A 24,288-nucleotide genomic window follows, 5' to 3' on the forward strand; every position below is an offset into this window, starting at 1 on the left:
GTCGATTTATCGTTTTATATAGAAGGGAGCAAATTTTATGCCTGAAAACAATGATGCTTATCAGCCAATTTCTTTTGATGCAATTAAGATTGGTTTGGCTTCTCCTGAAAAAATACTGCAGTGGTCTCATGGTGAGGTTACAAAGCCTGAGACTATCAACTATAGGACATTAAAGCCTGAGAGAGACGGTCTTTTCTGTGAAAGAATATTCGGACCGAGCAAGGACTGGGAATGTCACTGTGGTAAATATAAGAAAATCCGCTACAAAGGCACTGTCTGTGACAGATGTGGTGTAGAGGTAACAAAGTCCAGTGTACGTAGAGAGCGTATGGGTCATATCAAACTGGCTGCGCCTGTATCTCATATCTGGTACTTTAAAGGAATTCCTTCAAGAATGGGTCTTATCATGGATATTGCACCTCGTATCTTGGAGAAAGTATTATACTTTGCATCATATATAGTATTGGACGGTGGAGACACTGCCCTCAACTATAAGCAGGTGCTTTCAGAAAGAGAGTATAGAGATGCAATCGACACCTATGGCTACGGTTCATTCAGAGCGGGTATGGGTGCAGAGAGCATTTTAGAAATATTAAGCAATATCGATCTTGAAAAAGAGTCGGTAGAATTAAAAGAAGCGTTGGTAGATGCTACAGGACAAAAGAGAGCAAAGATTATAAAAAGACTTGATGTTGTAGAAGCTTTCAGAAGTTCCGGAAATAAGCCTGAGTGGATGATACTCACAAATGTACCTGTTATACCGCCTGATATCAGACCTATGGTACAGCTTGACGGTGGTAGATTCGCTACCAGTGATTTGAACGATCTTTACAGAAGAATTATAAACAGAAACAATCGTTTGGCAAGACTTTTGGAGCTTGGTGCTCCCGATATCATTATCAGAAACGAGAAGAGAATGTTACAGGAAGCTGTAGATGCTCTTATAGATAACGGTAGAAGAGGAAGGCCTGTTACAGGTCCGGGAAACAGAGCGCTTAAGTCACTTTCAGATATGTTAAAGGGTAAGCAGGGACGTTTCCGTCAGAACCTTCTCGGAAAGCGTGTTGACTATTCGGGAAGATCTGTTATTGTAGTAGGACCTGAGCTTAAAATCTATCAGTGCGGTCTTCCAAAGGAGATGGCTATAGAGCTTTTTAAGCCTTTCGTAATGAAGGAGCTTGTAGAAAAGGGAACAGCTCATAATATAAAATCTGCCAAGAAGATGGTTGAGAGAATGCAAAATGATGTATGGGATATCCTTGAGGAAGTTATCAAAGAGCATCCTGTAATGCTTAACAGAGCGCCTACACTTCATAGACTCGGTATTCAGGCATTTGAGCCTGTACTTGTAGAGGGTAAGGCTATCAAGCTTCATCCGCTTGTATGTACTGCGTTTAATGCTGACTTTGACGGTGACCAGATGGCTGTCCATTTGCCGCTTTCAGTAGAGGCTCAGGCAGAATGCAGATTCCTTTTGCTTTCACCTAATAATCTTCTTAAGCCTTCAGACGGTGGACCTGTTGCCGTTCCTTCACAGGATATGGTTCTGGGAATCTATTATTTGACACAGGAAAGACCGGGAGCAAAGGGAGAAGGTAAGTTCTTTAAGAGTGTAAATGAGGCGATTCTTGCATATGACAACAAGATTGTTACATTGCATTCCAAGATCAAGGTCAGAATAAGCAAAAAGCTTGAAAATGGAGAAGTTATATCAGACACTGTTGAATCAACAGTGGGTAGACTTTTATTTAATGAAATAATACCTCAGGACCTCGGATTTGTAGACAGAAGTATTCCGGGTAATGAGTTAAAGCCTGAGATTGATTTCCTTGTAAAGAAAAAACAGTGTAAGCAGATCCTGGAGAAGGTTATCAATGTACACGGACTTTCAAGAACGGCTGAAGTGCTGGATGACATAAAGGCAATCGGATACAAGTATTCAACTATTGCATCTATGACTGTTTCTATTTCAGATATGACAGTACCTGAGAGTAAGCCTGAACTTATAAAGAACGCGCAGGCTACAGTTGACAGAATTGCAAAGAACTATGCCCGTGGATTTATTACTGAAGAAGAGAGATACAAAGAAGTTATAAAGACTTGGGATATGACAGATAAGCAGCTTACCAGAGACCTGCTTGACGGACTTGATGCATACAACAATATCTTTATGATGGCCGACTCCGGAGCGAGAGGTTCAGATAAGCAGATAAAGCAGCTTGCAGGTATGCGTGGTCTTATGGCGGATACAACAGGACATACTATCGAGCTTCCTATCAAGTCAAACTTCAGAGAGGGTCTTGACGTTTTGGAGTACTTTATCTCAGCTCACGGTGCCAGAAAAGGACTTTCAGATACTGCTCTTCGTACAGCCGATTCAGGATACCTTACAAGAAGACTTGTAGACGTTTCACAGGACCTTATCGTTCGTGAAACGGATTGTTGCGAAGGCAAGGAAATTCCATTTATGGAAATCAAAGCATTCTCAGACGGTAAGGAAGTTATTGAGAGTCTTGAGGAGAGAATTACAGGAAGATATATTGCGGAGACTATAACAGATCCTGATACGGGAGAAGTTGTAGTTAAGGCAAATCATATGTGTACTCCAAAGAGAGCCGCTGCGGTAATGAAGGTACTTGAGAAGCTTGGAAGAGACAGCGTAAAGATAAGAACTATACTTTCATGTAAATCACATACAGGCATCTGTGCTAAGTGCTATGGTGCAAACATGGCTACAGGTCAGGCTGTACAGGTAGGTGAGGCGGTAGGTATTATTGCCGCTCAGTCAATAGGTGAGCCGGGTACACAGCTTACTATGCGTACTTTCCATACAGGAGGTGTTGCCGGTGGAGATATCACACAGGGTCTTCCCAGAGTCGAGGAGCTTTTCGAGGCAAGAAAACCTAAGGGACTTGCAATCATCACAGAATTCGGTGGTGTTGTAGAACTTAAGGATACCAAGAAAAAGCGTGAGATCATTGTTACAAACAATGAAACAGGTGAATCAAAGACATATTTGATTCCGTACGGCTCAAGAATAAAGGTTGGAAACGGAGACGTTTTGGAGGCCGGTGACGAGCTTACAGAAGGTAGTGTAAACCCACATGATATACTTAAGATAAAAGGTGTTCGTGCGGTTCAGGACTACATGCTTCGTGAAGTTCAAAGAGTTTACAGACTTCAGGGTGTTGAGATCAACGATAAGCATATAGAGGTTATCGTTCGTCAGATGCTTAAGAAGGTAAGAATAGAAGAAAACAATGATGCAGATGTACTTCCGGGAAATTCAATGGATGTTCTGGATTACAATGATATGAATGAAAAGCTTATTGAAGAAGGAAAGACTCCTGCAGAAGGTAAGCAGGTAATGCTCGGTATTACAAAGGCATCTCTTGCTACAGATTCATTCCTTTCAGCGGCATCATTCCAGGAGACTACAAAGGTTCTTACAGAAGCCGCTATCAACGGTAAAGTGGATCACCTTATAGGACTTAAGGAGAATGTACTTATAGGTAAGCTGATACCTGCAGGTACAGGTATGAAGAGATACAGAAGTGTAACTCTGAATACAGACGAATTCATCGGAGATGATGATGAAATTATCTTAAGTGAGGACGATCCTGCACTTCTTGATATCAAAGAAGAGCTGATAGCTGATGCAAAGGAAGCTTTGGAGTCGGAAGAAAAGGCTCTTGAGATGGAGAATGCTGAAGAGATTACAGAAGAAGAAGATAGCATTGAGGCTGAAGAAGCGGATGCTTCCAATGATGAAGAATAAAGATAGAAGGGAGACTGCCGGTGTGGCGGTCTCTTTTTTGGTTCTTTGTTGTCATACTTTAAGTTCCCGAAGGACGATTTAAGAATATTGTTATTGAAAAATATTTATATTCATCATAAAATAAAGCCAAGTGAATGACTTTTATTTTATTTCTATGTTAATTTTATCTAATCAATTTCTATGAAATCTAATCAGTCGCATTAATGGAGGTCGTATGAAAGGCAACAAAGAAAAAGATATTACACAAAAGACACTTGAAAGGTATAATGATGTATTCGCAGATATTATAAATGTGTTACTGTTTAACGGTGAGAGAGTGGTAACGGAAGACAGCTTGACAGATGCACTGCCGGGAAGTACTTTAAAGATGGACGGCAGGATAAGGACGCAGTATAGGGATATTGCAAAATATTGGCATAACAGTAAGATAAAATTATCAATGTTCGGATTGGAGAACCAGACAAAACCGGAAAAGAGAATGCCGCTTAGAGTATTTGGATATGACGGAACGGAGTATGTCAAACAGGCCAAAAAAGAGAATAACAAAGAAGTACTTTATCCTGTGATTACATTGGTATTATATTTCGGGTATAATAGTAGATGGAATCAGCCAAAGAGCTTATTTGAACTTTTAGAGATAGATGAAAGGATCAAACCATATGTTAATGATTTCAAAATAAATATATTTGAAATAGCATATCTTGACAGAGAAAAGATAGATATGTTCAAAAGTGATTTTCGGATACTGGCCGACTATTTGTATCAGATGCGTGTAAATAAAAACTATACAGCCGGTGATACGGTAATTGAACATGTGGATGAACTGTTAATGCTGATGTCTGCGATGACGAATGATTACAGATTTGAAGAGACAATAAACGAGGTGAAAGGAAAGGAGCATGTAACTATGTGTGAGGTACTTGACAGGGTAGAAGCAAGAGGAATAGAAAAGGGAATAGCAAAAGGAAGAGAAGAAGGCATTAAAGAGGGCATTAAGGAAGGCATTAAAAAGGGAATTAAAGAGGGTACTGTAAATGTACTTATTTCTCTGGTAAAGGACGGAATTCTAAGCATTTCGGATGCGGCAAAAAGAGCCGATATGAGTGTCGCAGAATTTAAAAAGTATACAGACAGGTAAAAATAAATACATAGAAAATGGCTCAATATTATGTTACACTTCATATGAAACAGTTTTCATATGGAGTGCTTGTTTTTGGGGGAAGATTAGTATAAAAACTAAAAATAAGTAAAGTTAAGTATATGAGGTGAATACTTATGCAAGAGTTTAAAAATTGGAAGCCACCGGTACTGCCTAAGGAGATAGAGCAGGCTGATGTACCGGGAAGTAAGGTTGTTATAACAGAGTATCATATTGACAGAGCAGGCAGGATTTTCCCTGATTTGCTTGATGAGATTGAAAAAGTTAAGAGTAAAAACGGTAACGGAAAGGTTGTTGTATCCGTATCAGGTTGTTCAGGTGTTGGAAAATCAGGAATAGCCGCAGTGCTTTCGTATTATTTAAATGATATAGGAATAGGAAGCTATATTTTGGGTGGAGACAATTATCCGCGAAGAATCCCTGAGTACAATGATGCAGAGCGCCTACATATTTTTAGAGAAGGCGGATTAAAAGGTCTGGTAAAGGACGGAGAGTACAATAAAGAACGTTTTCAAACAGTTCATAAGCTGCAAGAAGAGGGTAATGATGCAGATCCTGAAAATATAAAAAAATATCCATGGTACAAGTCATATATAAACGGTGGACGTAATGCACTTAAGGAGTACCTCGGTACTGGCAATGAGCTTGCATTTAAGGAAGTTGAGGATGTTGTTGACCAATTTAAATCAGGAGCGGAAAAAATCTGGTTAAAGAGAATGGGAAGAAGCAATACACAGATATGGTATGATGATGTGGATTTTAAAAATGTGGGTGTTCTTTTAATTGAATGGACACATGGAAACAGTGATTGCTTCAATGGAGTCGATATTCCGATACTCATACACAATACTCCGGCAGAAACTTTGAAATACAGACTTTTAAGGAATCGTGACTGCGGAATTGACAGTCCGTTTACAACCATGGTACTTGATATAGAGCAGGAATCACTGATAAATCAGGCACATAAGGCAAAGATAATTATTACTCCAAGCGGTGACAGACTAAGCTATGAAGAATATTGTAAATATATAGGAATGTAGGTGGGTAGTGTGAATAAAAATAATAACGGTCCGATGCTTAATGCATATCCGGACAGTCTTGGTGGGAACTTAAGTGATATTGCAAATTTCCTCAGTAAAAATGAATTAAAGGATGTATTTTCATCTTTTTATATACTGCCAAGTCTCTTCCATACAGATCTCGACAGAGGTTTTTCAGTAATTGATTATTCTTTAAATGAGCTTTTTGCAAAAAAAGAGGATTTGGAAAAGCTTGATGAGCTTGGAGTTGATTTAAAGCTTGATTTTATACTGAATCATGCTTCGGTGCTTTCCAAACAGTTTCAGGATATTATAAAAAACGGTGAGAAGTCAGAGTACAGAGATTTTTTCATTGATTGGAATAAATTTTGGGATGGCTGCGGCGAGATGACTGAGTCAGGTTATATACAGCCAAAACATGAGCTTATAAAGGATATGTTCTTTAGAAAACCGGGCCTGCCGATACTGATGGTTAGATTTCCTGATGGAAAAGAAGTTCCTTATTGGAATACATTTTATCAGGAAGTAAGATATCCGACTTTGGATGCTGTGGATATCAGAAATATTACAGGAGTACAGTACGGTATAGCGGACGGATTGGCAAATCTATTAAATAAGGGGCTTTGTGAGGGTAAATCACCTGAAAAAATTTTAAACGAGTCAAATATCTACAGCAATAAACTTAGTGATGATCAAAAGAAAGAACTTTGTGAGAAGCTGGAGTGTGAGAGAAAATATCTTGGACAGATGGATCTTAATATAAAATCTCCTCTTGTTTGGGAGTTTTATGATAATACTTTAAGGACATTGGCAGATTACGGTGCCAAGATAGTCAGACTGGATGCTTTTGCCTATGCTCCGAAAGAGGTAGGTGAGAAGAATTTCTTAAATGAGCCTGCAACCTGGGATGTACTTACAAAGGTGAGAGAATTGGCTGATAAATACAATGTGAGACTACTACCTGAGATTCACGCAAGTTATGAGGAGAAAATCTATGAGAAGATAGCAAATAAGGGTTATATGACTTATGATTTCTTCCTTCCGGGACTTATTATAGATGCTTTTGAACAGCAATCAGGCGAAGTCTTAAAAAAATGGGCGGATGAGCTTGTAGAAAAGAAGATACAAGTCGTAAATATGCTCGGCTGCCATGACGGAATACCTCTACTTGATTTAAAGGGACTTATCAGTGAGGAAAGGATTCAATCCGTCATAGATACAGTTGTAAAACGAGGCGGATATGTAAAGGATCTGCACGGCCAAAAGAATGTATATTATCAGGTAAATGCAACTTACTACAGTGCACTGGGTGAAGAGGATAAGAGAATGCTTCTTGCCAGAGCTATTCAAATCTTTATGCCGGGAAAGCCACAAGTGTGGTATTTAGATCTTTTTGCAGGAAAGAATGATCACGAAGCGGTAAAGAGAGCGGGAGCCGGAGGACATAAGGAAATCAACCGTACAAATCTGACTACTAAAGAGATGGAAGCCGGATTACAAAGAGATATCGTCTTAAAGCAGCTTGAAATGCTTAGATTCCGCCATACATTCCCTGTATTTTCAAATGAGAGTGAATTTACTATGAAATGCAGTGAAAGTAAGATTCTTATGGAATGGAAGAATAAAGAGGAAAGAGCGGTACTAAAAGCCGATCTATCAGACTTTAATTTTGATATTCTTGCGGAAAAAAACGGTGAGAAAATTTATCAATATAAATAATATAAAAAGAGTAAAACCCCATATTAAGGTTTTACTCTTTTTTAGCCCTTGATACTGTCTCCAAGCAGCCCTTTTATAAGAAATTTTTGAATGAAAATAAATATTATAAGTGTAGGAATCATTGTGATGAAACTTGTAGCCATCTGAGTTTCCCAGGTTGTCTTATAAAGTGACTGATAATCTGTAAGTGCCATAGCTACAGTTCTGTTTTCCGGTGACAATATAAATGTTCTGGCAAAAAGCAGGTCGCCATAAGCTCTGATAAAGGAAAAAAGCCCTGTTGTAAGCAGACCCGGAAGTATCAAAGGGGCAAGAATAAATCTTACGCCTTCAAGCCTTGTAGCACCGTCCATCCATGCGGCTTCCTCAAGAGTTACAGGTATATCCTTTATATAGGAGTACAAAAGCCAGAGACTCATAGGTAGGCATACAGCTACATTTGCAATAATAAGTGCAAGTTTGGTATCAAGTAATCCAAGATTTTTAAATACAATATATATCGGTGAGGCAAGTATTACCTCTGAAAACATCTGAGTCAGTATTATAATCAAAAGCACGGTTTTTCTAAGTTTAAATTTATACCTTGCCACAGCATATGCGGCTAAAATTCCTATCAAAAGACAAATGATTGCCGAAGCTGTGGAAACATAGAAGCTTGTCAAAAGTGCAGGCAATATGCTTTTTTCACCTATTAAAACAGTCTTATAATTAACCCATTCAAGTGGAGCCCTAAACCATGTAGGTGGCCATTTTGTTATATCCTCATATTTTTTTAGAGAGGTATTTAACATAATAAATATGGGACTGATAAATATAAAAACAAATACAGAGTAAAAGAATGTTCTTATGGCTTTGAATATTTTTCTTTTTAAAATCATATCAATCCTCCTCCACTTCAAGCTTATAATAAAGCATTGTAAAGATAAATAGTATTATAACTACTACAGAGGAGAGTGCATATGCAGCTCCCAGATTAAACTTTGAGAAAGCCTGCTCATATATTTTCAGCATTAGAGTTTCAGTACTTCTCATAGGTCCACCACCGGTAAGAACAAAGATAACATTAAAGGAATTGAATGTCCATATACCTACCAAAGTTAATGTAACCAGAAATACTCTCTTTATACATGGACAGGTGATATGAAAGAATCTGCTTATAACACCTGCACCGTCTATTTTTGCACTCTCATAAAGTGAAGAATTAATATTTGAAAGCCCGGCCATAAATATCATGGAGACCATTGGAAGTCCAAGCCAGGTATCCACAAATGAAGCGGCAAAAAATGCCATACCCGGATTTGAAAGAAAGCTTATATTTTCATGTATCAATCCAAGTTTTTGAAGATAGAAATTCAGATAGCCGTAATTTCCATCCAGTATCCACTTCCATATAACAGCTACAGCCACCTGTTGCATTGCCCATGGCAGGAGTGACATAAACTTTAGAAACTTTGAAAAGTACATATCACTGTTCATAAATAATGCCATGATAAATCCCAAAGACAATTTAAGAAAAACAGTAACTACAGCATATCTGAAAGTGAGTGAGAGAGTAGGAAGAAAGAATTTCGCACTGAAAACTTTCTTGAAATTTTCAAGACCGACAAAGTTCATTTCACCGTTGATGATTGCAATCTTAAAAAAAGACCCCGATATAATGCGATATATCGGGTATCCAAATAATAATGCCACTACTACGAAAAGAGGCAGCAGCAATATATAAGGTTGAAATCTTTTTTGAAAATCGGCTCTATTTGAAGAGACTTTATTTTGCGACTTCAGACTGTGCCTCATCTAATGCCTCTTTTGCTCCCATCTCACCTGTAAGAGCTTTTTGTACAGCAGTAAGGAATGCCTTGTTGAAGCTGTCCCAATCCTCTACCTGCGGCTCACTGATACCGTACTCTATGCTTGCGGCAAATGCCTGCATAAACTCAGTCTTGAATCTTTCATCCTCAAACTCTTCCTTTAATATAGGGAACCAACCGAAAGCCTCTGATACAGGTCTTTGATATTCAGGCTGTCCCATAAATTCTACAAATTTCCATGCAAGATCTTTGTTCTTGCTGATACTTGAGATAACATATGAGTCTGTTACCAAGGTTTCAGCCTTTTGCTTGCCTTCAGGAAGTACTGCTACCTTGTAAGGTGCTGTGTCAGCGGCCTTATCAAGAGTTTCCTTCTCCCATGGACCTGATACGAACATTGCAAGATTACCGTTTGCAAATAATGTAGCCTGGTCACCTCTTGCAGTGCTTACAACATCCGGAACAAGCTTTTCATCATTGAACTGTTTAAGATATTCTAAAGTACCTACATTTGCTTCAGTATCAAATGTAATCTCCCCCTTATCATCTACCAAAGCACCACCGTTTTGATATATAAAGTTTAAAAGTTCATCAGTTCCGCTTGTGATATCTGTAGGAATTGCAAATCCATACACATCAGGATTAGAGCTGTGAACTTCTTTAGCAGTTGCTAAAAGTTCGTCCCAGTTTGTTGGTGGTGTTTCTATCAAATCGCTTCTGTAATATAAGGCTCTTGATGAGAATGCCATAGGAATACCGTATTGCTTTCCGTCAACGCTTCCTGTTGCCAAAACAGACTCAACTCTGTTTGCCTTAAAATCGTCTGTTATATAAGAACTTAAATCCTCAGCTATACCGAGAGTAGCAAGCTGCTTTAATGTTCTTGAACCTGTAAGCATGATATCAGGTGCATCGCCTGCCTGATAAAGTGAAACTATCTTTGAGTTGAGTTCATCCCAACCTACGGATACTATTTCCACTTCTACACCCTCATTTTCCTTTTCAAATCCTGCGATACCGTTATCAAGCTCTTTCTTTAAATATCCGCCGTCATAGCCGGGAACCAATAATTTGATCACAGTTTTTTCTGATGATGTACCTGCTGTTGTAGACTCTGCTGCTTCCTTGTTTGCCTCTGTACTTTCCGGTTTTGCAGTTGTAGAACATCCTGCCAGAAGTGTACTTGCAAGCATCATGCCGGCAAGTCCGAATGATAAGATTTTTTTCATAATTTTGTAAATTCATACCCTTTCTTTTGAATTTAAATGCTTAGAAATTATATCAAATATATATAGAAACATCTATATATATTCAAAAAAACGATAAAAGTATACTTTTTATTCAAAAGATATATAATAGCTTCATATGTTTTTATATTAAGATAGTAAGTATTGAAGAGAAAATTTTGGAGGCTTTAAGCAGATATTTAATATGAGAAGTAAAGAAGAACTTTTGAGACTGATGGCGGATTATGTAAGAGATATGGAAGATGAAGCGATTGTTGATATTGCAAAGGAATATCTGCAGGCAGGTTATCCGGCAAAAGAGGGTATACTTGACGGATTGACTGTGGGAATGGAGGAAGCCGGTAAGCTTTATGATGAAGAGGAATATTATATAGCGGAATTATTACTCTGTGCCGATGCGATGTATGCAGGTATTGATGTATTAAAAGGGAAAATAGAGGGGAATGTCGATAAGAAGATAAAGGCGGTAATCGGTGTAATAGAGGGTGATACACATGACATCGGGAAAAATCTTGTAAAGATAATGCTTGAAACCGCCGGTTTTGAGATGATAGATCTTGGAAGAGATGTTGCTGTAGAAGATTTTGTAAAGGCTGCGATTAAACATCAGGCAGGGCTTATATGTATGTCTTCTTTGATGTCAACAACAATGTATGGAATGCAAAGGGTTATAGAGGGACTTGTAGAAAGCGGATATCGTGACAATGTAAAAGTTATGGTGGGAGGCGGTCCGATCACCCATAACTTTGCAATGCAGATAGGTGCAGATGCATATTCGGATAATGCCATAGAAGCTGTAAGTGTAGCAAAAAAGCTTTGCAATCAGGCCTAAGCCAATGAGAGATATATTATTTTGCGGGTATAATGATAAATATCCGGCAGATGATGTTTATAATAAATTATATAAAGAGAATGTGTATGAGCTTGAAGGCATATTACAGACTTTTGATAATATCGGTGAGCTTAATACTGTATATAAGTACTTAATAAAATATGACAGGTTATCGGATGAACCCAAAGATATTATAAAAGAAAAAATCCATGAGATAGAAACCGAGCTGATAAAAAGAGTAGATACAGCAATATCAGATGGATTTAAAATAATAAGTCTTGCCGATCCGCTATCAAGTATTGAATTTTTGGGTAAAAAAGGTGCAAGAGTATATATTGATACTATTTTGCTTAATCTTATATATAAATTAAAGAATTTATGTGAGTCTAATGATTGTAGACTTCATCTATGCCCCAAACTTAGTAATCTATTGAAATCATATGGAGATTTTTACTTTAAGCAGATAGAACTTGAAGGCAGTTATTCCTCAATAGTTGAGGCTATATTATCAAAACATGGTGAGCATATAACAGCCGGCATATGTATACATTTTCGTGGTGAAATTGGTAGGATTACAGCTTTTAGATTGGATTAAATATGACGATATTGGAGTTTTTAAGAGAGAAAAATATTCATATAGATGCTGCATGCAATGGACTTGGTGTATGTGGGAAATGCAAGATAAAGCTTGAAAGTACGGATGTTTCCATAAGTGAGAGAAAACTTTTGGGAGAAGAAAATATAAAATCCGGATATAGGCTTGCCTGTATGCATTCCATAGATGAAGTGGATAAAGAGTTTATATTAAAATCTTTTGAATCAGAAAAAAAGCCTGACAGTATCGTACTTACCGAGAGTTTTACACCTAAAATCATACATACAAATATACAAGAAAAGTACGGCATTGCTATAGATATAGGAACTACTACAGTGGCTATGGAGCTTATAGATCTAAAGAATGCTAAGATTATTTCAAAGGTTGCCGATGTGAACTCACAGGTCAAATTCGGCTTTGATGTGATGAGTAGAATTGCATTTACATTGGAAAATCCCAGAGGACTTTTGGCTTTACAAAAAAGTATAGTGGATACTTTGAATACGCTTATAAATAAATTACTTGATGAGAGCAATATAAAGAAAGAGGATATAGCGGAACTTGCAGTTTCAGCAAATACTACAATGTGTCATATCTTACTTGGAGAGAGTGTTGAGAGCCTTGGTAAATTTCCGTTTTTACCGGGATTTACAGAAGTAAAAAGAGTATGTGCAAAAGATATCGGTATTGATATTTATGCTACACTTATAACATTACCGCATATATCAGGATTTTTGGGTTCTGATATAGTATCAGGAGTATATGCAAGCGGTATTTGTGACGATAAAGATAAAAATATACTTTTTATAGATATCGGAACAAATGGTGAAATGCTTCTAAAAACAGATAATAATATTTTAGCCACCTCATGTGCTATAGGGCCTGCACTTGAAGGTATGAATATTTCATGCGGTATAAGAGCAGGAATAGGTGCGATAGATGATTTTCACATTGATGAGGCCGATATCTCTTATACTACTATCGGAAATACAGAGCCGATCGGAATATGTGGCAGCGGTGTACTTTCTATGGTAAGAGAGCTTTTAAAGGCAGGCTTTATAAATAAAATGGGTGCTATTGATAAAAAATGTCTTGACAGTAATCATAGTTTTATTAAAGCAGACGATTCCGGTAAGCCTTTTATAAAAATAAATGATAATCTTTATTTTACAGCAAAAGACATAAGGCAGGTACAGCTTGCCAAGGGAGCGATACTTTCAGGAATAAGAGCTCTTATAAAAAAAGCCGGAATTGAAACCTGTGATATAACAAGAGTGTGTATAGCCGGGCAGTTCGGTAAGTATATAAGTATGGACTCTTTCTTTGGAGTGGGACTATTGTCTAAGGAATTTGAGGGAAAGGTGGAATACCTTGGAAATACCTCTTTGACCGGAGCGTATACGGCTCTTCTTGATAAAAATGCGATAGAGTATATGACTGAAATCTCTGTGGAGACTGAGTATTTTGAACTTTCAAAGCTTGAAGAGTATGAAAAAATATTTGCAAAGGCTTTGAGATTTGATTGATAATGGAGAAAATATATGGAACTTAAGATTCATCCTAATGATAAGATGACACCTGTGGAAAGAGCAAAAGCAATAGCTGAAAAAAGAGATTATGACAGAATAATGATGGATCCTTTTTTGGGCGAGATAAAGGCAAGACTTATAGGAAAAAATACAAGAGAGTATTGGAGAAATGAAGACAGCCTTGTAATGGGAGATATAGTATCTATGAACCGATTCGGTCTGGACGGAATGGGAGTAGGTCCAAATGCCTACGGCATTGCAGAGGCAATGGGAGTAGTGCCGCACTACCCCGAGCAGGGGCTGATATATGTTGAGAGTCATCCTATAAACAGTATTGATGAGGTTTATAAGTTAAAGGATATCACACTTGATAGCGGAAACTTAAAGATGTATTATAATGCGACTGCAAGGCTACGAGAAGTTGCAGACGGATTTTGTGGAGTGGGAGCTTCTGTATCAGGACCGCTAACTTTGGCAGGATTTGTACTTGGAACAGATAAACTTTTAAAAGCTATGATAAAATCACCTGATAAGGTGCATGAATTTTTGAGATATATAACAGATAATGTAAAAAAGGTCGTGGATATTTTTAATGTATTGGATATAGGTTTTTCAATGGCGGATCCTATAGCCTCATGTACTATGATAAGCCCCAAAATGTATAAGGACTTTGCATATCCATACACTTTGGAAATCAGCTCTTATATCAAGGAAAAATCAGGCAGAGCACCAAGCTATCATGTTTGTGGTAATACAAAAAAGGTGTGGGAACATGTAAAAAATCTGGATATAGGCCTCTTTAGTGTGGACAATGAGATGGATATAGATGAGACTTGTGAGTTTTTTGCAGATTCAAAGATGGTTGCAGGAAATGTAGCACCGGTTTACACAATCTGCAACGGAACACAGGAAAATATAGAAGATGAAGTGAAGAGATGTATTCTTGCCGGAAAGAAATGCAAAAAAGGATTTATGCTCACTCCGGGATGCAACCTCCCCCTCGCAACAACAAATGAAAAGATAGATATGTTTTTGAATGCGGGGAGGAAGTATAGTTTTATTTGATTATTATTAAAATAAAATATGTATAGTAACTATTTGTTGTAGTAAATACTATGGCACTTGCTAAGATGCAGGTGTCTTTTTTATTTCTCAAAATAATTATCGACTGATAGTCGAAAAAAGTATTGACGGTGAGTAAGTGGCATTCTATAATAAAAGTCGACTATTAGTCGAAAAGGAGAGGGGTAATGAAAAAAGGTGAACAAAGAAAACAGGAACTTCTAAATCTTGCCTATCGAATGTTTATAGAAAAAGGATATGAGAATACAAGTATTGATGAGATTGTGGCTAAAGCCGGTATCGCAAAAGGTACGTATTATTATTATTTTGCAAGCAAAGAGGCAACGCTGGAAGCGGTTATTGAAAAGATGATAGAGAAGGAGAGCACCGTAGCCAAAGAGATTCTTACGAAACCGCTTTCCATACCTGAAAAGCTGGTTTCGGTTGTGAATGCCTTTCGTCCTGATAAAGAGGAAGCAGTGATTACAGATGTGTTGGAAAGAAAAGAAAATATTATTATGCATGATAAAATGTGCAAGAAAATTGTAGAGGTGGCTGTACCTATTCTGGCAGAGATTGTTAAAGAAGGAATAGCACAGGGGATATTTATGTGTAATTATATTGAAGAGCGAGTGAAGATGCTTCTGGTTATGAGTCAGCATATGTTTGATTATGGAAATTTTGGTGAAAAAGATGTAGAGGTGTATATCGATATGTTGGAGAAGTCACTTGGGGCAAAAACGGGAACAATGCATTTTATCAGCAAGGTCTTAGTAGAGGGGGCGAAGGAATGAAGAAAGAACAGGCAATGCATCAGAAAAAAATGAATCTTTTCCTGCGTGTGCTGTTTATCATTCTTATCATAGCGATATCCGGTGCGGCGATCATACAGATTTTCGCACCGGAATATATGGGAAGAAACTCTGCGTATGGAATTTCTACAGGATGGCAGAGAGAAATCGGATTTTGGAATATTGCCGTTTTGGTTATATTGATTACAGCATATAGGAATTACAATTGGACCTATCTAAAGTCAATTTTACTTGCTCTGGTCCTTGGAGGAATCGGTATCGGAAGCAATCATTTTGTACATTATCTGAAGATGCATCAAATGGTAAATTTAATCGGTGCTGTGGAAAATTACCTTTTGGTTCTTGCTTGGATTATCGGATGGAGAATAGAAGAAAGAAGGCAGGATTTATGAGAATATGCATAGTAGGTCTTGGTGTCATAGGCACAACGTACGGGTATGTGTTCCAAAAAGCCGGGCATCAAGTCGAGCATTTGCTGAGAGAGGGGAAAAAAGCGAAAGCACCGAAAAGTCTAAATATCAGTTTATTAGACGGACGCTATAACAAAAAAGGAGATGAAAAAAGAGATCAATACAAGGTGAACATTGCGGATTCGAATGCAGAGTATGATTTTATTATTTTGAGTGTGGCAAGCGGGAGAATAAAGGACGCTATAGCAACACTTTCACAAAACCATATTAGAGGAAGCCTGATTTTGTTTTGTAACTTTTGGAACAGTCGAGAAGAGCTGAACGAAATAGTAGGTGAATATACTTATATTATAGGTTTCCCTACCGCAGGTGGAAGACTTTTGCAGAATAACTTGGAATGTGTTCTCTTTGACCATATTATGCTGGAAGGTGAGGGAAAAGCTGAGATTTCCAATTACAAAGCTTTAAAAGCACTTCTTGAATCTGCAAATTTGAAAACGGAGATTCCTCACGATATGGTGGAATGGATATGGATTCATATGGCCATCAATGCAGGGGTCACCTCTTCTGCTGCAAGGGAAGGAGAAATTGAAAATCCAAAAGAGCTTGCTCTTAATCTGATGAATGATGTACATGCTCTTTCTGTTGCAGTAAAGTCAATAAGGGAGACGCTTCAGGTGGTAAAGACAAGAGGAGTAGACTTAAGTTTATATAAAAATGAACTTCTTCCTTATAGAATTCTGGCAACATTTGCAGGAATCATTATGAAACAAATGTTTAAAAAGAATGAACTTACACGAAGAATCATGACCTTACATAGTGATGTAGGGGATATGATGTATGGATGTAAATGTGTTTATGAGACAGGAAAGTTAAAACATCTTGACTTGCCGGTGTTTTACACCAATATGGACAATATATTTAATGTAGACGTATAGTCTGACGCTATGAAAACTATAGGGGGATGTAAATATAAAAATACCGGCTTTATTTTAGGATAAAGCCGATATTTCTATAATTATATTTTTATTGTTCTTTCACCAGGGTAGCCATCTTTTTTACAAGCAATAAAAATTCCAACTTGCTTGTATCATTTTTGATATCGGGAATTGAATCAAGTAATGACACAACGCTGTCATAACTTGATTTGCCCTTAAACTCCGAATCACGAAGTAACATGCCGGTCTCTGCCACTGCGGCGGCGAACTTCATATTATCTGACATCTCGGTTTTGATGGATTCAGTTGTAACAGGGGAGTTTAATTCCTTACTTGTTTCGGAATCAGGCTCCTTATATCTTACTGCAATATTTAAAAGATCATTTGAATCGTTGGCGACAGCGGTTTGATATTTAAGGTCTGAACCTATTTCCATAGGTGAATCATTGTCAACTATTTCATATAATACGGTTACTCTATGTCCTGAGCCTATTTCACCGCCATCTTTGGTATCATCCTTAAAGTCCTCATCATCCATGATACGATTTTCGTAGCCTATCAGTCTGTATCCCTTTATAAATTTAGGGTTGAATTCCAACTGGAACTTTACATCCTTTGCTACAGTAAAGAAGTTTGCACCAAGCTCTTCTGAAAGTACTTTCTTTGCTTCAAATCTTGAATCGATATATGAATAATTTCCGTTTCCGTTGTCAGCCAGTGCCTCCATCTTATTGTCCTTTATGTTCTCAGTACCGAATCCCAGAACGGAAAGGAATACACCGCTTTCTTTTTCTTTCTTTATAAGCCTTGTAAGTTCGCCTTCACTTGTGATTCCGACATTCAAATCACCGTCGGTAGCAAGTATAACTCTGTTATTTCCGTCTGCTTTAAAGTATTTTCCGGCAATTTCATAAGCGGTCTTGATACCTTCAGATCCTGCAGTACTTCCTCCGGCTTCCAAATCTTCTATAGCAGCCATTATTTCTTTTGAATCCGATCCCTTTGCACCTTCAAGTACAACCTGATCGCTTCCTGCATATGTAACTATGGAAACAGTATCATTTTCTTTTAACTGTTCGCAAAGAAGCAAGAATGCATTTTTAACAAGAGGCAATTTATTCGGTTCTTCCATAGATCCTGATACGTCTATAAGGAATACAAGATTTGAAGGTTTCTTTTCAAGTTCCTCCATATTTTTAGCCTGCATTCCTACCATCATCAGCTTGGTGTTGGGATTCCATGGACATGCGGAAATTTCAGTAGTTACCGAGAATGGCTCACCATCATTTGGCTGCGGATAGTCATAGTGGAAATAATTGAGCATTTCCTCAATCCTTACCGCATCGGCAGGTGGTAATTCTCCCGAATTTATAAAACGCCTGATATTTGCATAAGACGCCGTGTCTACATCAGCTGCAAATGTGGAAAGTGGTGAAGTAGCTACAGCTTTGAAGTTACTTTCATCAACAGCATTGTATTCCTCAGTATTATAATTTGCATCATAACTTACATAAGGAGCGGCATATTCAGCCACCTTTCCGGTATCATAAATTGCACCTTCTGTTTTAGGCTGTGGTCCTGAACATCCTACAAGTAAGGCAGGTGTGCTGAGGGCAAATATCAACATACCTGCGCTTACCTTACAAAAACTTAATCTATTTTTCATATACTCATCCTCCTAATAAAACAATCAAGTGTAAAGCTTATAATAATAGTAACATTAAATACAATATAATAAATGTAGAAGAGTGTAAGTATTTATTAAAAATTTAGACATAATTTATTCATCAATCTGTGCATCACTTGATTTTCTGTAATGTCTGGGAGAAAGACCGTAGGTTTTTTTAAATGCGTCCTTAAAGTAGTTGCTGTCATTGAATCCGCAGCTCATTGCTATATCTGTTACGGTAAGTTTTGTGGTGGCAAGCTTTGTGGCGGCCTGCTTTAACCTTACATAGTTCAGATATTCTTTAAATCTCATTCCTGTAGTATTTTTAAATTTTTTACTGAAGTAGGTATAACTTAGACCTGCCATATCCGCAATATCATTAAGTGTTAGAGGTTTATCATAATTGTCCGTGATATACTTTGCCAATGTCAGCATATGCTCGTCGGTGGTATTGATAATAGCCGGTGTAGAGCGGTTAAAAGAGCAGAGTCTGATACAGTACAGGAATAATTCTTTCAATAAAAGCCTGAGAGTTTTTGAGCTGTGTTCATCATCAAGCTTATCCTCCGTAAGCATACTTTGCAGATGCTCATTTATTTTACCTTGATAGGCTGCAGGCACATGGAATACCTCTTTGCTTGAAAAATAGTTTTTAAAAGTGTCATTGTTTATATAAATATTGTCAACAAGATCGCTGTATTTAAAGTAAATATTTATTCTCACACATGGAGTATCGGAAGTATATTTTGTATAGTGCATTTCTCTTGGCGGAATAAGCAAAAAATCTCCTGTATTCATCTCAAGCATTTGATTCTCTATAAAAAAAGTACATTTTGAAGCCTTGCAATAATATAATTCATAATACATATGAAAGTGATTGTCAGACATATTAAATTTATAGCTGTTATTTCTTGTAGCGATATTCACATAAATTCTGTCAATATCGGAATTTGATACTCTCATGAGGCCTCCTTAAATCAGTGATTAAAAATATTATAACACAGTACTTAATTAAAAATAACAAAAAAACAGTAGTTTACTTTGTTTTGCACTATTTTCAGTTGGTTTTTTGGCTTAAGCTGTTGTATAAATTAGTTAAACGAAAGGCAAAAGTATGAGTGAAAGTATCAAATGTAGCAGGGATGAAGCATTTAGAGAGAGAAGTTTAAATGGTGATATGCTTGCATTGGTTATTTATACAGGTATGCCGCTGGCGATATATCAGGGACTCAGTCAGTTGTTCAAAATATTTGACACAATAATGGCTGCCCATATAAATGCCGAATCGGTTTCCGCGGTAGCATATTTGTCACAGCTTATAGCTTTATTGTCTGCCATATCGGGCGGTCTTTCAGTAAGTGCCGGAATAAAGATTTCAAGCGCATTCGGAGAGGGCGACTATGATATGGTCAAAAAAAGAGTAAGTACTGTTTATTTGACAGCTGCAGTATTTGCGGTTTTGATGTTGGCTGTATTCATTCCGCTGACAGAACCGTTTTTAAAACTGGCGGCAACACCGGATATACTTATAAAAGCCGGTGCTTCATATTTCAGTATTGAAATTTTGACCATGGCTGTAAGTTTTATAAATAATATTTATATTGCAGTGGAGAGGTCAAGGGGGAATACATCAAGAATACTGTGGATGAATATGCTTGTACTGGTATCAAAGCTTATACTTACAGCAATATTTGTATACATATTCAACGGCGGATTGCATATGATTGCAATTGCCACCTTATTGTCTCAGAGTATATTGCTTATATTTGCAATATATAACAGTTTTGGAAAAGAAAGTATTTTCTCATTTGATCTAAAGTTTGTAAGCTTTAGAAAAAATGTGGTAAATGATATGTATATGCTTTCAATTCCTGTTGTGGCGGAAAAGATATTCTTTTCTTTGGGAAAGACCCTTATAAACAGCATGAGTACCGTATACGGAGCTTTGATGGTTGGAGCATTGGGAGTATCAAATACTCTTGGAGGAATTACAACATCACCGCAAAACGGATTTCAAGACGGCAGCAGTGCAATAATAAGCCAGAACTTCGGTGCAGGCAAATATAGGAGAGTGTTAAGCGCATTTTATAATACTGCAATTGTAAATACCGTAATGGGATTTATAATATGCACGGCAACTTTACTGGGACTGGATTTCTTAAGTAATATTTTTGCAGGAGGAAATATTAATTTTGCAAAAATGATCAAAGAAGTTTACAGATACGAAGCCGTAGGCTCGTTATTCCTGGGAGTCAATGCGGCGGTGATGTCATTACTTTACGGTTTGGGAAAGACAAGGATAACAATGATTCTTAATATATCAAGAGTCTTTGTATTCAGAATACCGGTACTTTACTTTCTTCAAAATTTTACAAATTTAAAAGATGCAAGTATAGGTATAGTAATGATGGTAAGCAATATTTCTATAACAGTTATGTCTGTGACAGTGATTTGCTTTGTTATAAGAAATTATAAAAATAAATATTTATAATAAAAAAAGAGGAGAATTATGATGAAAAAGTTAAGTTTGGCAATGGCTGTTTTATTGGCAGGTTCATTAACAGCGTGTACAGGAAATGCAGGTAAGGATGTTTCAAAGGAAGCACAAACCGGAGAGAGTACAACAGCAAAGAGTGAAGACGGATCTTCAGGTCCTGTTACAATCACATTTAACTGGTGGGGCGGAGATTCCAGACATGAGGCGACAAAAAAGGCTGTAGACGCTTTTATGGCAAAGAATCCTGATATAAAGGTTGAAGTAAACTTCGGTGCATGGACAGACTGGGAAACTGCAAGGGCCTTGGAGTTCCAGTCAGGTACGGCGGCAGATCTTTCACAGATAAATATGGACTGGATAAGTAACTATGATGCAAACGGTGATACCTTCCTTGATTTAAACACTGTATCTGATGTTATAGATCTTACTCAGTATGACAGTGCACTTCTTGAGAGATCAAAAGATTCAAAGGGCGGACTTGCAGGTGTGCCTATAGCCGAGACCGGAAGAATTTTCTATTGGGATAAGACAACCTTTGATGAGGCGGGTATTGATACACCTAAGTCTCTTGCGGAGCTTAGAGCGGCAGGTGCCACATTTAAAGAGAAACTTGGAGATGACTATTATCCTCTGGCAATGGGACAGTATGACAGAGCAATATTTATGACATTCTATCTTCAGGCTAAATATAAGGAAGCAATCTTTAGTGACGATGGAAAGTTCAACTTCACTGAGGATCAGATAAAGGACGGTATAGAGTTTATTCAGTCACTTGAAGCGGACCATGTTATTCCTTCAATAAAGACTGTAGACGGCGACGGTGCGGCAAGCTTTGATGTAAACGAGAAGTTTATCAGTGGAAAATATGCAGGTATTTTAGAGTGGGACAGCTCGGCAAGCAAGTTTAAAAAGGCATTGGGAGATGCAAGAGAACTTGTTGTAGGTGAAGAGTTTAAGGATCTTGCAGACGGAAGCAATACAGGAGTATTCACAAAGATATCAATGCTTTATGCAATATCTGCAAAATCACAGCATCCGAAGGAAGCTGCAATGTTACTTAACTTCCTTGTAAACGATCCTGAAGGTATAGAGATAATCGGAACAGAAAGAGGAATACCGGCTTCAAAGGTGGCTCTTGAGCAGCTTACAAAGGCAGATAAAATAAATCCTATGACAGGTGATGCACATAAGAAGGTTCTTGAAGCGGCAGAGTTCAGTATGAGTCCTAAATTTGATGATTCATCACTTAAGGGTTCAAGCGGACTTTATACAGAAGTATTCGGCGGCGTAAGCTATGGAGATTACAGTGCCGAGGACGGCGCAAAGATGCTCTTTGACGGATTCAGCAATGTAAGCAACTAAGTTTGCAAAATAAATATTTTAATCTGACAGAGGGGGCCGTAGTTTTACAGCCCCCTTTTATAAGGAGAATTGTTTTGAAAAATAAGACATTTAAAAAAGTTTTGAAAAATAATATAGGTTTTCTTTTTATATTACCATGGCTTATAGGATTCTGCGTTTTTAAGCTCTATCCTTTTGCATCATCACTTTATTTCAGCTTTACGGATTTTCACCTGTTTAAGGGAATATCAAAGTATACTGTAGAAAATTATGTGGATGTATTTACAAATAAAAACGAGCTCAAGGCTTTGATTGTGACTTTTAAATATGCATTTATAACGGTACCGCTAAAGCTTGTAGCCGCACTGTTTATCGCATATATATTAAACTTTAAGATAAAGGGTGTAAACTTTTTCAGAACCGCATACTATATTCCTTCAATCCTTGGAGGTTCTGTAGCTATTTCAGTACTTTGGAAGGCACTTTTTAAAGATGAAGGACTTATTCAGACAGCATTTGCAATGATTGGACTTCATGCACCGAGCTTTTTCTCGGATCCCAACTGGGCATTGTTTTCCATATCACTGCTTAGAATGTGGCAGTTCGGTTCGGCAATGGTCATATTCCTTGCTGCACTTAAAGGAGTTCCGGCTGAACTTTATGAGGCGGCATCAATTGACGGTGCGGGAAAGTGGAAACAGTTTTTCTCTGTTACGGTACCGCTTATCACACCTGTAATATTTTATAATCTGATAACTCAGCTTGTACAGGCATTTCAGGAGTTTAACGGACCTTATATCATTACACAGGGTGGACCGAGAGGTTCAACTACTTTGATGTCACTTTTGATATACAACAATGCATTTAAAAACTATCAGATGGGTAAGGCAAGTGCACAGGCCTGGGTGTTATTTGTTATCTTACTTGTTTTGACAGCGATAGCATTCTATTCACAAAAACGTTGGGTTTACTATGCGGATGAGGAGAGATAAAAATGAGCCTGAAGACAAAAAGAACTATACAAATTGTAATAAGGTATACCGTATTGACTGCGGTAGGAATATTTATGATATATCCGCTTTTATGGATGATCGGAGCTACATTTAAGCCGAATAATGAGATTTTCTCAGGGCTTAATATTCTTCCGAAAAAGGCTACATTTGAAGGATATTTAAATGCAATGAAAAACTATGGTGGTGATATAAATATATGGAAGGCGATGTTAAATACATATTCATATGTTATACCTGCCGTAATATTTACAATAGTTTCATCCACTTTAACGGCATACGGTTTCGGAAGATTTAAATTCTTCGGAAGAAGTGTATTATTTGCAATACTTATGTCTACACTTTTCCTGCCGCAGGTGGTTTTTAATGTACCGCAGTATATTATGTACAATATTTTTGGCTGGGTAGGCTCAAAGCTTTATCTGCCGCTCATTGTTCCTTCAATGTTTGCTACCGAGACATATTTTGTATTTATGCTTATTCAGTTTTTAAGAAATATACCTAAGGAGCTTGAAGAAGCGGCAAAGATTGACGGATGTAATGAAATACAGACTTTGATAAAGGTAATAGTACCTATGTTAAAGCCGGCACTTGTTTCATGCGCACTTTTTAAATTTATGTGGGCAAGTAATGACTTCCTTGGACCGCTTTTGTATGTAAACAATCCTGCAAAATATCCTGCAACTATATTTGTAAAGCTTGCTATGGACTCGGATGCAGGATTTGCATGGAACAGGATACTTTCAACATCGCTTATTTCAATCCTACCTTCAATAATTATATTCTTTATAGCACAGAATCAGTTTGTAGAGGGAATATCTGCAGGTGGAGTAAAGGGTTAA

Annotated in this window: 20 protein-coding genes; 15 read left to right on the plus strand and 5 right to left on the minus strand. The window is 37.5% G+C overall.

Annotated elements, in window-relative coordinates:
• The first annotated feature begins 37 nt into the window (after window positions 1-37).
• From rpoC to SBH76_RS04485, 4 genes are all read left to right on the plus strand, one after another.
• On the plus strand, window positions 38-3,778 hold the full coding sequence (gene rpoC, locus SBH76_RS04470) for a DNA-directed RNA polymerase subunit beta' (RefSeq protein ID WP_317976935.1): 3,741 nt from the start codon (window positions 38-40) through the stop codon (window positions 3,776-3,778).
• A 214-nt stretch (window positions 3,779-3,992) separates the two neighbouring features.
• Window positions 3,993-4,916, plus strand: coding sequence for an Rpn family recombination-promoting nuclease/putative transposase (locus tag SBH76_RS04475; protein WP_317976936.1), 924 nt, complete (start codon window positions 3,993-3,995; stop codon window positions 4,914-4,916).
• A 137-nt stretch (window positions 4,917-5,053) separates the two neighbouring features.
• Window positions 5,054-5,977, plus strand: coding sequence for a nucleoside/nucleotide kinase family protein (locus SBH76_RS04480; RefSeq protein WP_317976937.1), 924 nt, complete (start codon window positions 5,054-5,056; stop codon window positions 5,975-5,977).
• 9 nt (window positions 5,978-5,986) lie between these two features.
• On the plus strand, window positions 5,987-7,696 hold the full coding sequence (locus SBH76_RS04485) for an alpha-amylase family protein (protein ID WP_314164130.1): 1,710 nt from the start codon (window positions 5,987-5,989) through the stop codon (window positions 7,694-7,696).
• Window positions 7,697-7,737: 41 nt separating this feature from the next.
• Here the strand turns inward: SBH76_RS04485 and SBH76_RS04490 are convergent, their stop codons facing one another.
• From SBH76_RS04490 to SBH76_RS04500, 3 genes are read right to left on the minus strand one after another with little or no spacing between them, the layout of a single operon-like run.
• Window positions 7,738-8,574 (minus strand): carbohydrate ABC transporter permease, encoded by an 837-nt coding sequence (locus tag SBH76_RS04490; protein ID WP_317976938.1) that lies wholly within the window; start codon window positions 8,572-8,574, stop codon window positions 7,738-7,740.
• 1 nt (window position 8,575) lies between these two features.
• Window positions 8,576-9,490 (minus strand): carbohydrate ABC transporter permease, encoded by a 915-nt coding sequence (locus SBH76_RS04495; protein WP_317976939.1) that lies wholly within the window; start codon window positions 9,488-9,490, stop codon window positions 8,576-8,578.
• Window positions 9,462-10,733 (minus strand): ABC transporter substrate-binding protein, encoded by a 1,272-nt coding sequence (locus tag SBH76_RS04500; RefSeq protein ID WP_317976940.1) that lies wholly within the window; start codon window positions 10,731-10,733, stop codon window positions 9,462-9,464. Before SBH76_RS04500 ends, SBH76_RS04495 begins: the two co-directional genes overlap by 29 nt.
• A 202-nt stretch (window positions 10,734-10,935) precedes the next feature.
• Here SBH76_RS04500 and SBH76_RS04505 point away from each other — a divergent pair, with 202 nt between their 5' ends.
• The 7 genes from SBH76_RS04505 (at window position 10,936) to SBH76_RS04535 (ending at window position 16,929) form a co-directional block, all read left to right on the plus strand.
• Window positions 10,936-11,583, plus strand: a complete 648-nt coding sequence (locus tag SBH76_RS04505) for a corrinoid protein (RefSeq protein ID WP_007595957.1) — start codon at window positions 10,936-10,938, stop codon at window positions 11,581-11,583.
• A 4-nt stretch (window positions 11,584-11,587) separates the two neighbouring features.
• Window positions 11,588-12,178, plus strand: coding sequence for a hypothetical protein (locus tag SBH76_RS04510; RefSeq protein ID WP_317976941.1), 591 nt, complete (start codon window positions 11,588-11,590; stop codon window positions 12,176-12,178).
• Between the two features lie 2 nt (window positions 12,179-12,180).
• Window positions 12,181-13,704, plus strand: a complete 1,524-nt coding sequence (locus SBH76_RS04515; protein ID WP_317976942.1) for an ASKHA domain-containing protein — start codon at window positions 12,181-12,183, stop codon at window positions 13,702-13,704.
• A gap of 15 nt (window positions 13,705-13,719) precedes the next feature.
• Window positions 13,720-14,772, plus strand: a complete 1,053-nt coding sequence (locus tag SBH76_RS04520) for a uroporphyrinogen decarboxylase family protein (RefSeq protein ID WP_317976943.1) — start codon at window positions 13,720-13,722, stop codon at window positions 14,770-14,772.
• A gap of 185 nt (window positions 14,773-14,957) precedes the next feature.
• The gene (locus SBH76_RS04525; protein WP_317976944.1) at window positions 14,958-15,563 is read left to right on the plus strand and encodes a TetR/AcrR family transcriptional regulator; all 606 of its coding nucleotides are present in this window, start codon (window positions 14,958-14,960) and stop codon (window positions 15,561-15,563) included.
• Window positions 15,564-15,577: 14 nt separating this feature from the next.
• A complete protein-coding gene (locus SBH76_RS04530; RefSeq protein ID WP_317977021.1) occupies window positions 15,578-15,973 on the plus strand; it encodes a hypothetical protein in 396 nt (131 codons plus the stop codon).
• Window positions 15,970-16,929, plus strand: coding sequence for a ketopantoate reductase family protein (locus tag SBH76_RS04535; protein ID WP_317977022.1), 960 nt, complete (start codon window positions 15,970-15,972; stop codon window positions 16,927-16,929). The genes SBH76_RS04530 and SBH76_RS04535 overlap by 4 nt, the downstream gene beginning before the upstream one ends.
• Before the next feature lie 88 nt (window positions 16,930-17,017).
• Here the strand turns inward: SBH76_RS04535 and SBH76_RS04540 are convergent, their stop codons facing one another.
• Both SBH76_RS04540 and SBH76_RS04545 read right to left on the minus strand, forming a co-directional pair.
• Window positions 17,018-18,595 carry a vWA domain-containing protein gene (locus SBH76_RS04540; protein ID WP_317976945.1) on the minus strand — a complete coding sequence of 526 codons (1,578 nt, stop codon included), beginning with the start codon at window positions 18,593-18,595 and terminating at the stop codon, window positions 17,018-17,020.
• Between the two features lie 114 nt (window positions 18,596-18,709).
• On the minus strand, window positions 18,710-19,561 hold the full coding sequence (locus SBH76_RS04545) for an AraC family transcriptional regulator (protein WP_317976946.1): 852 nt from the start codon (window positions 19,559-19,561) through the stop codon (window positions 18,710-18,712).
• Window positions 19,562-19,712: 151 nt separating this feature from the next.
• Between SBH76_RS04545 and SBH76_RS04550 the strand changes: the two genes are divergently transcribed.
• The 4 genes from SBH76_RS04550 (at window position 19,713) to SBH76_RS04565 (ending at window position 24,288) form a co-directional block, all read left to right on the plus strand.
• Window positions 19,713-21,089 carry an MATE family efflux transporter gene (locus SBH76_RS04550; RefSeq protein ID WP_317976947.1) on the plus strand — a complete coding sequence of 459 codons (1,377 nt, stop codon included), beginning with the start codon at window positions 19,713-19,715 and terminating at the stop codon, window positions 21,087-21,089.
• Between the two features lie 21 nt (window positions 21,090-21,110).
• The gene (locus SBH76_RS04555) at window positions 21,111-22,457 is read left to right on the plus strand and encodes an ABC transporter substrate-binding protein (protein ID WP_331678095.1); all 1,347 of its coding nucleotides are present in this window, start codon (window positions 21,111-21,113) and stop codon (window positions 22,455-22,457) included.
• A gap of 74 nt (window positions 22,458-22,531) precedes the next feature.
• Window positions 22,532-23,428 (plus strand): carbohydrate ABC transporter permease, encoded by an 897-nt coding sequence (locus SBH76_RS04560; protein WP_007595971.1) that lies wholly within the window; start codon window positions 22,532-22,534, stop codon window positions 23,426-23,428.
• 2 nt (window positions 23,429-23,430) lie between these two features.
• Entirely contained in the window at window positions 23,431-24,288 is an 858-nt protein-coding gene (locus SBH76_RS04565) for a carbohydrate ABC transporter permease (protein ID WP_317976949.1), read from the plus strand.

It is taken from the genome of Lachnoanaerobaculum sanguinis, assembly GCF_033242365.1.
Classification (GTDB): Bacteria; Bacillota; Clostridia; order Lachnospirales; family Lachnospiraceae; genus Lachnoanaerobaculum; species Lachnoanaerobaculum sanguinis.

Coding starts and splice junctions, on each gene's coding strand:
- SBH76_RS04525 (WP_317976944.1), top strand. CDS start 14,958: ATGAAAAAAGGTGAACAAAGAAAACAGGAACTTCTAAATCTTGCCTAT.
- SBH76_RS04535 (WP_317977022.1), top strand. CDS start 15,970: ATGAGAATATGCATAGTAGGTCTTGGTGTCATAGGCACAACGTACGGG.
- SBH76_RS04565 (WP_317976949.1), top strand. CDS start 23,431: ATGAGCCTGAAGACAAAAAGAACTATACAAATTGTAATAAGGTATACC.
- SBH76_RS04480 (WP_317976937.1), top strand. CDS start 5,054: ATGCAAGAGTTTAAAAATTGGAAGCCACCGGTACTGCCTAAGGAGATA.
- SBH76_RS04550 (WP_317976947.1), top strand. CDS start 19,713: ATGAGTGAAAGTATCAAATGTAGCAGGGATGAAGCATTTAGAGAGAGA.
- SBH76_RS04475 (WP_317976936.1), top strand. CDS start 3,993: ATGAAAGGCAACAAAGAAAAAGATATTACACAAAAGACACTTGAAAGG.
- SBH76_RS04545 (WP_317976946.1), bottom strand. CDS start 19,561: ATGAGAGTATCAAATTCCGATATTGACAGAATTTATGTGAATATCGCT.
- SBH76_RS04490 (WP_317976938.1), bottom strand. CDS start 8,574: ATGATTTTAAAAAGAAAAATATTCAAAGCCATAAGAACATTCTTTTAC.
- SBH76_RS04520 (WP_317976943.1), top strand. CDS start 13,720: ATGGAACTTAAGATTCATCCTAATGATAAGATGACACCTGTGGAAAGA.
- rpoC (WP_317976935.1), top strand. CDS start 38: ATGCCTGAAAACAATGATGCTTATCAGCCAATTTCTTTTGATGCAATT.
- SBH76_RS04510 (WP_317976941.1), top strand. CDS start 11,588: ATGAGAGATATATTATTTTGCGGGTATAATGATAAATATCCGGCAGAT.
- SBH76_RS04505 (WP_007595957.1), top strand. CDS start 10,936: ATGAGAAGTAAAGAAGAACTTTTGAGACTGATGGCGGATTATGTAAGA.
- SBH76_RS04555 (WP_331678095.1), top strand. CDS start 21,111: ATGAAAAAGTTAAGTTTGGCAATGGCTGTTTTATTGGCAGGTTCATTA.
- SBH76_RS04530 (WP_317977021.1), top strand. CDS start 15,578: ATGCATCAGAAAAAAATGAATCTTTTCCTGCGTGTGCTGTTTATCATT.
- SBH76_RS04515 (WP_317976942.1), top strand. CDS start 12,181: ATGACGATATTGGAGTTTTTAAGAGAGAAAAATATTCATATAGATGCT.
- SBH76_RS04500 (WP_317976940.1), bottom strand. CDS start 10,733: ATGAAAAAAATCTTATCATTCGGACTTGCCGGCATGATGCTTGCAAGT.
- SBH76_RS04495 (WP_317976939.1), bottom strand. CDS start 9,490: ATGAGGCACAGTCTGAAGTCGCAAAATAAAGTCTCTTCAAATAGAGCC.
- SBH76_RS04540 (WP_317976945.1), bottom strand. CDS start 18,595: ATGAAAAATAGATTAAGTTTTTGTAAGGTAAGCGCAGGTATGTTGATA.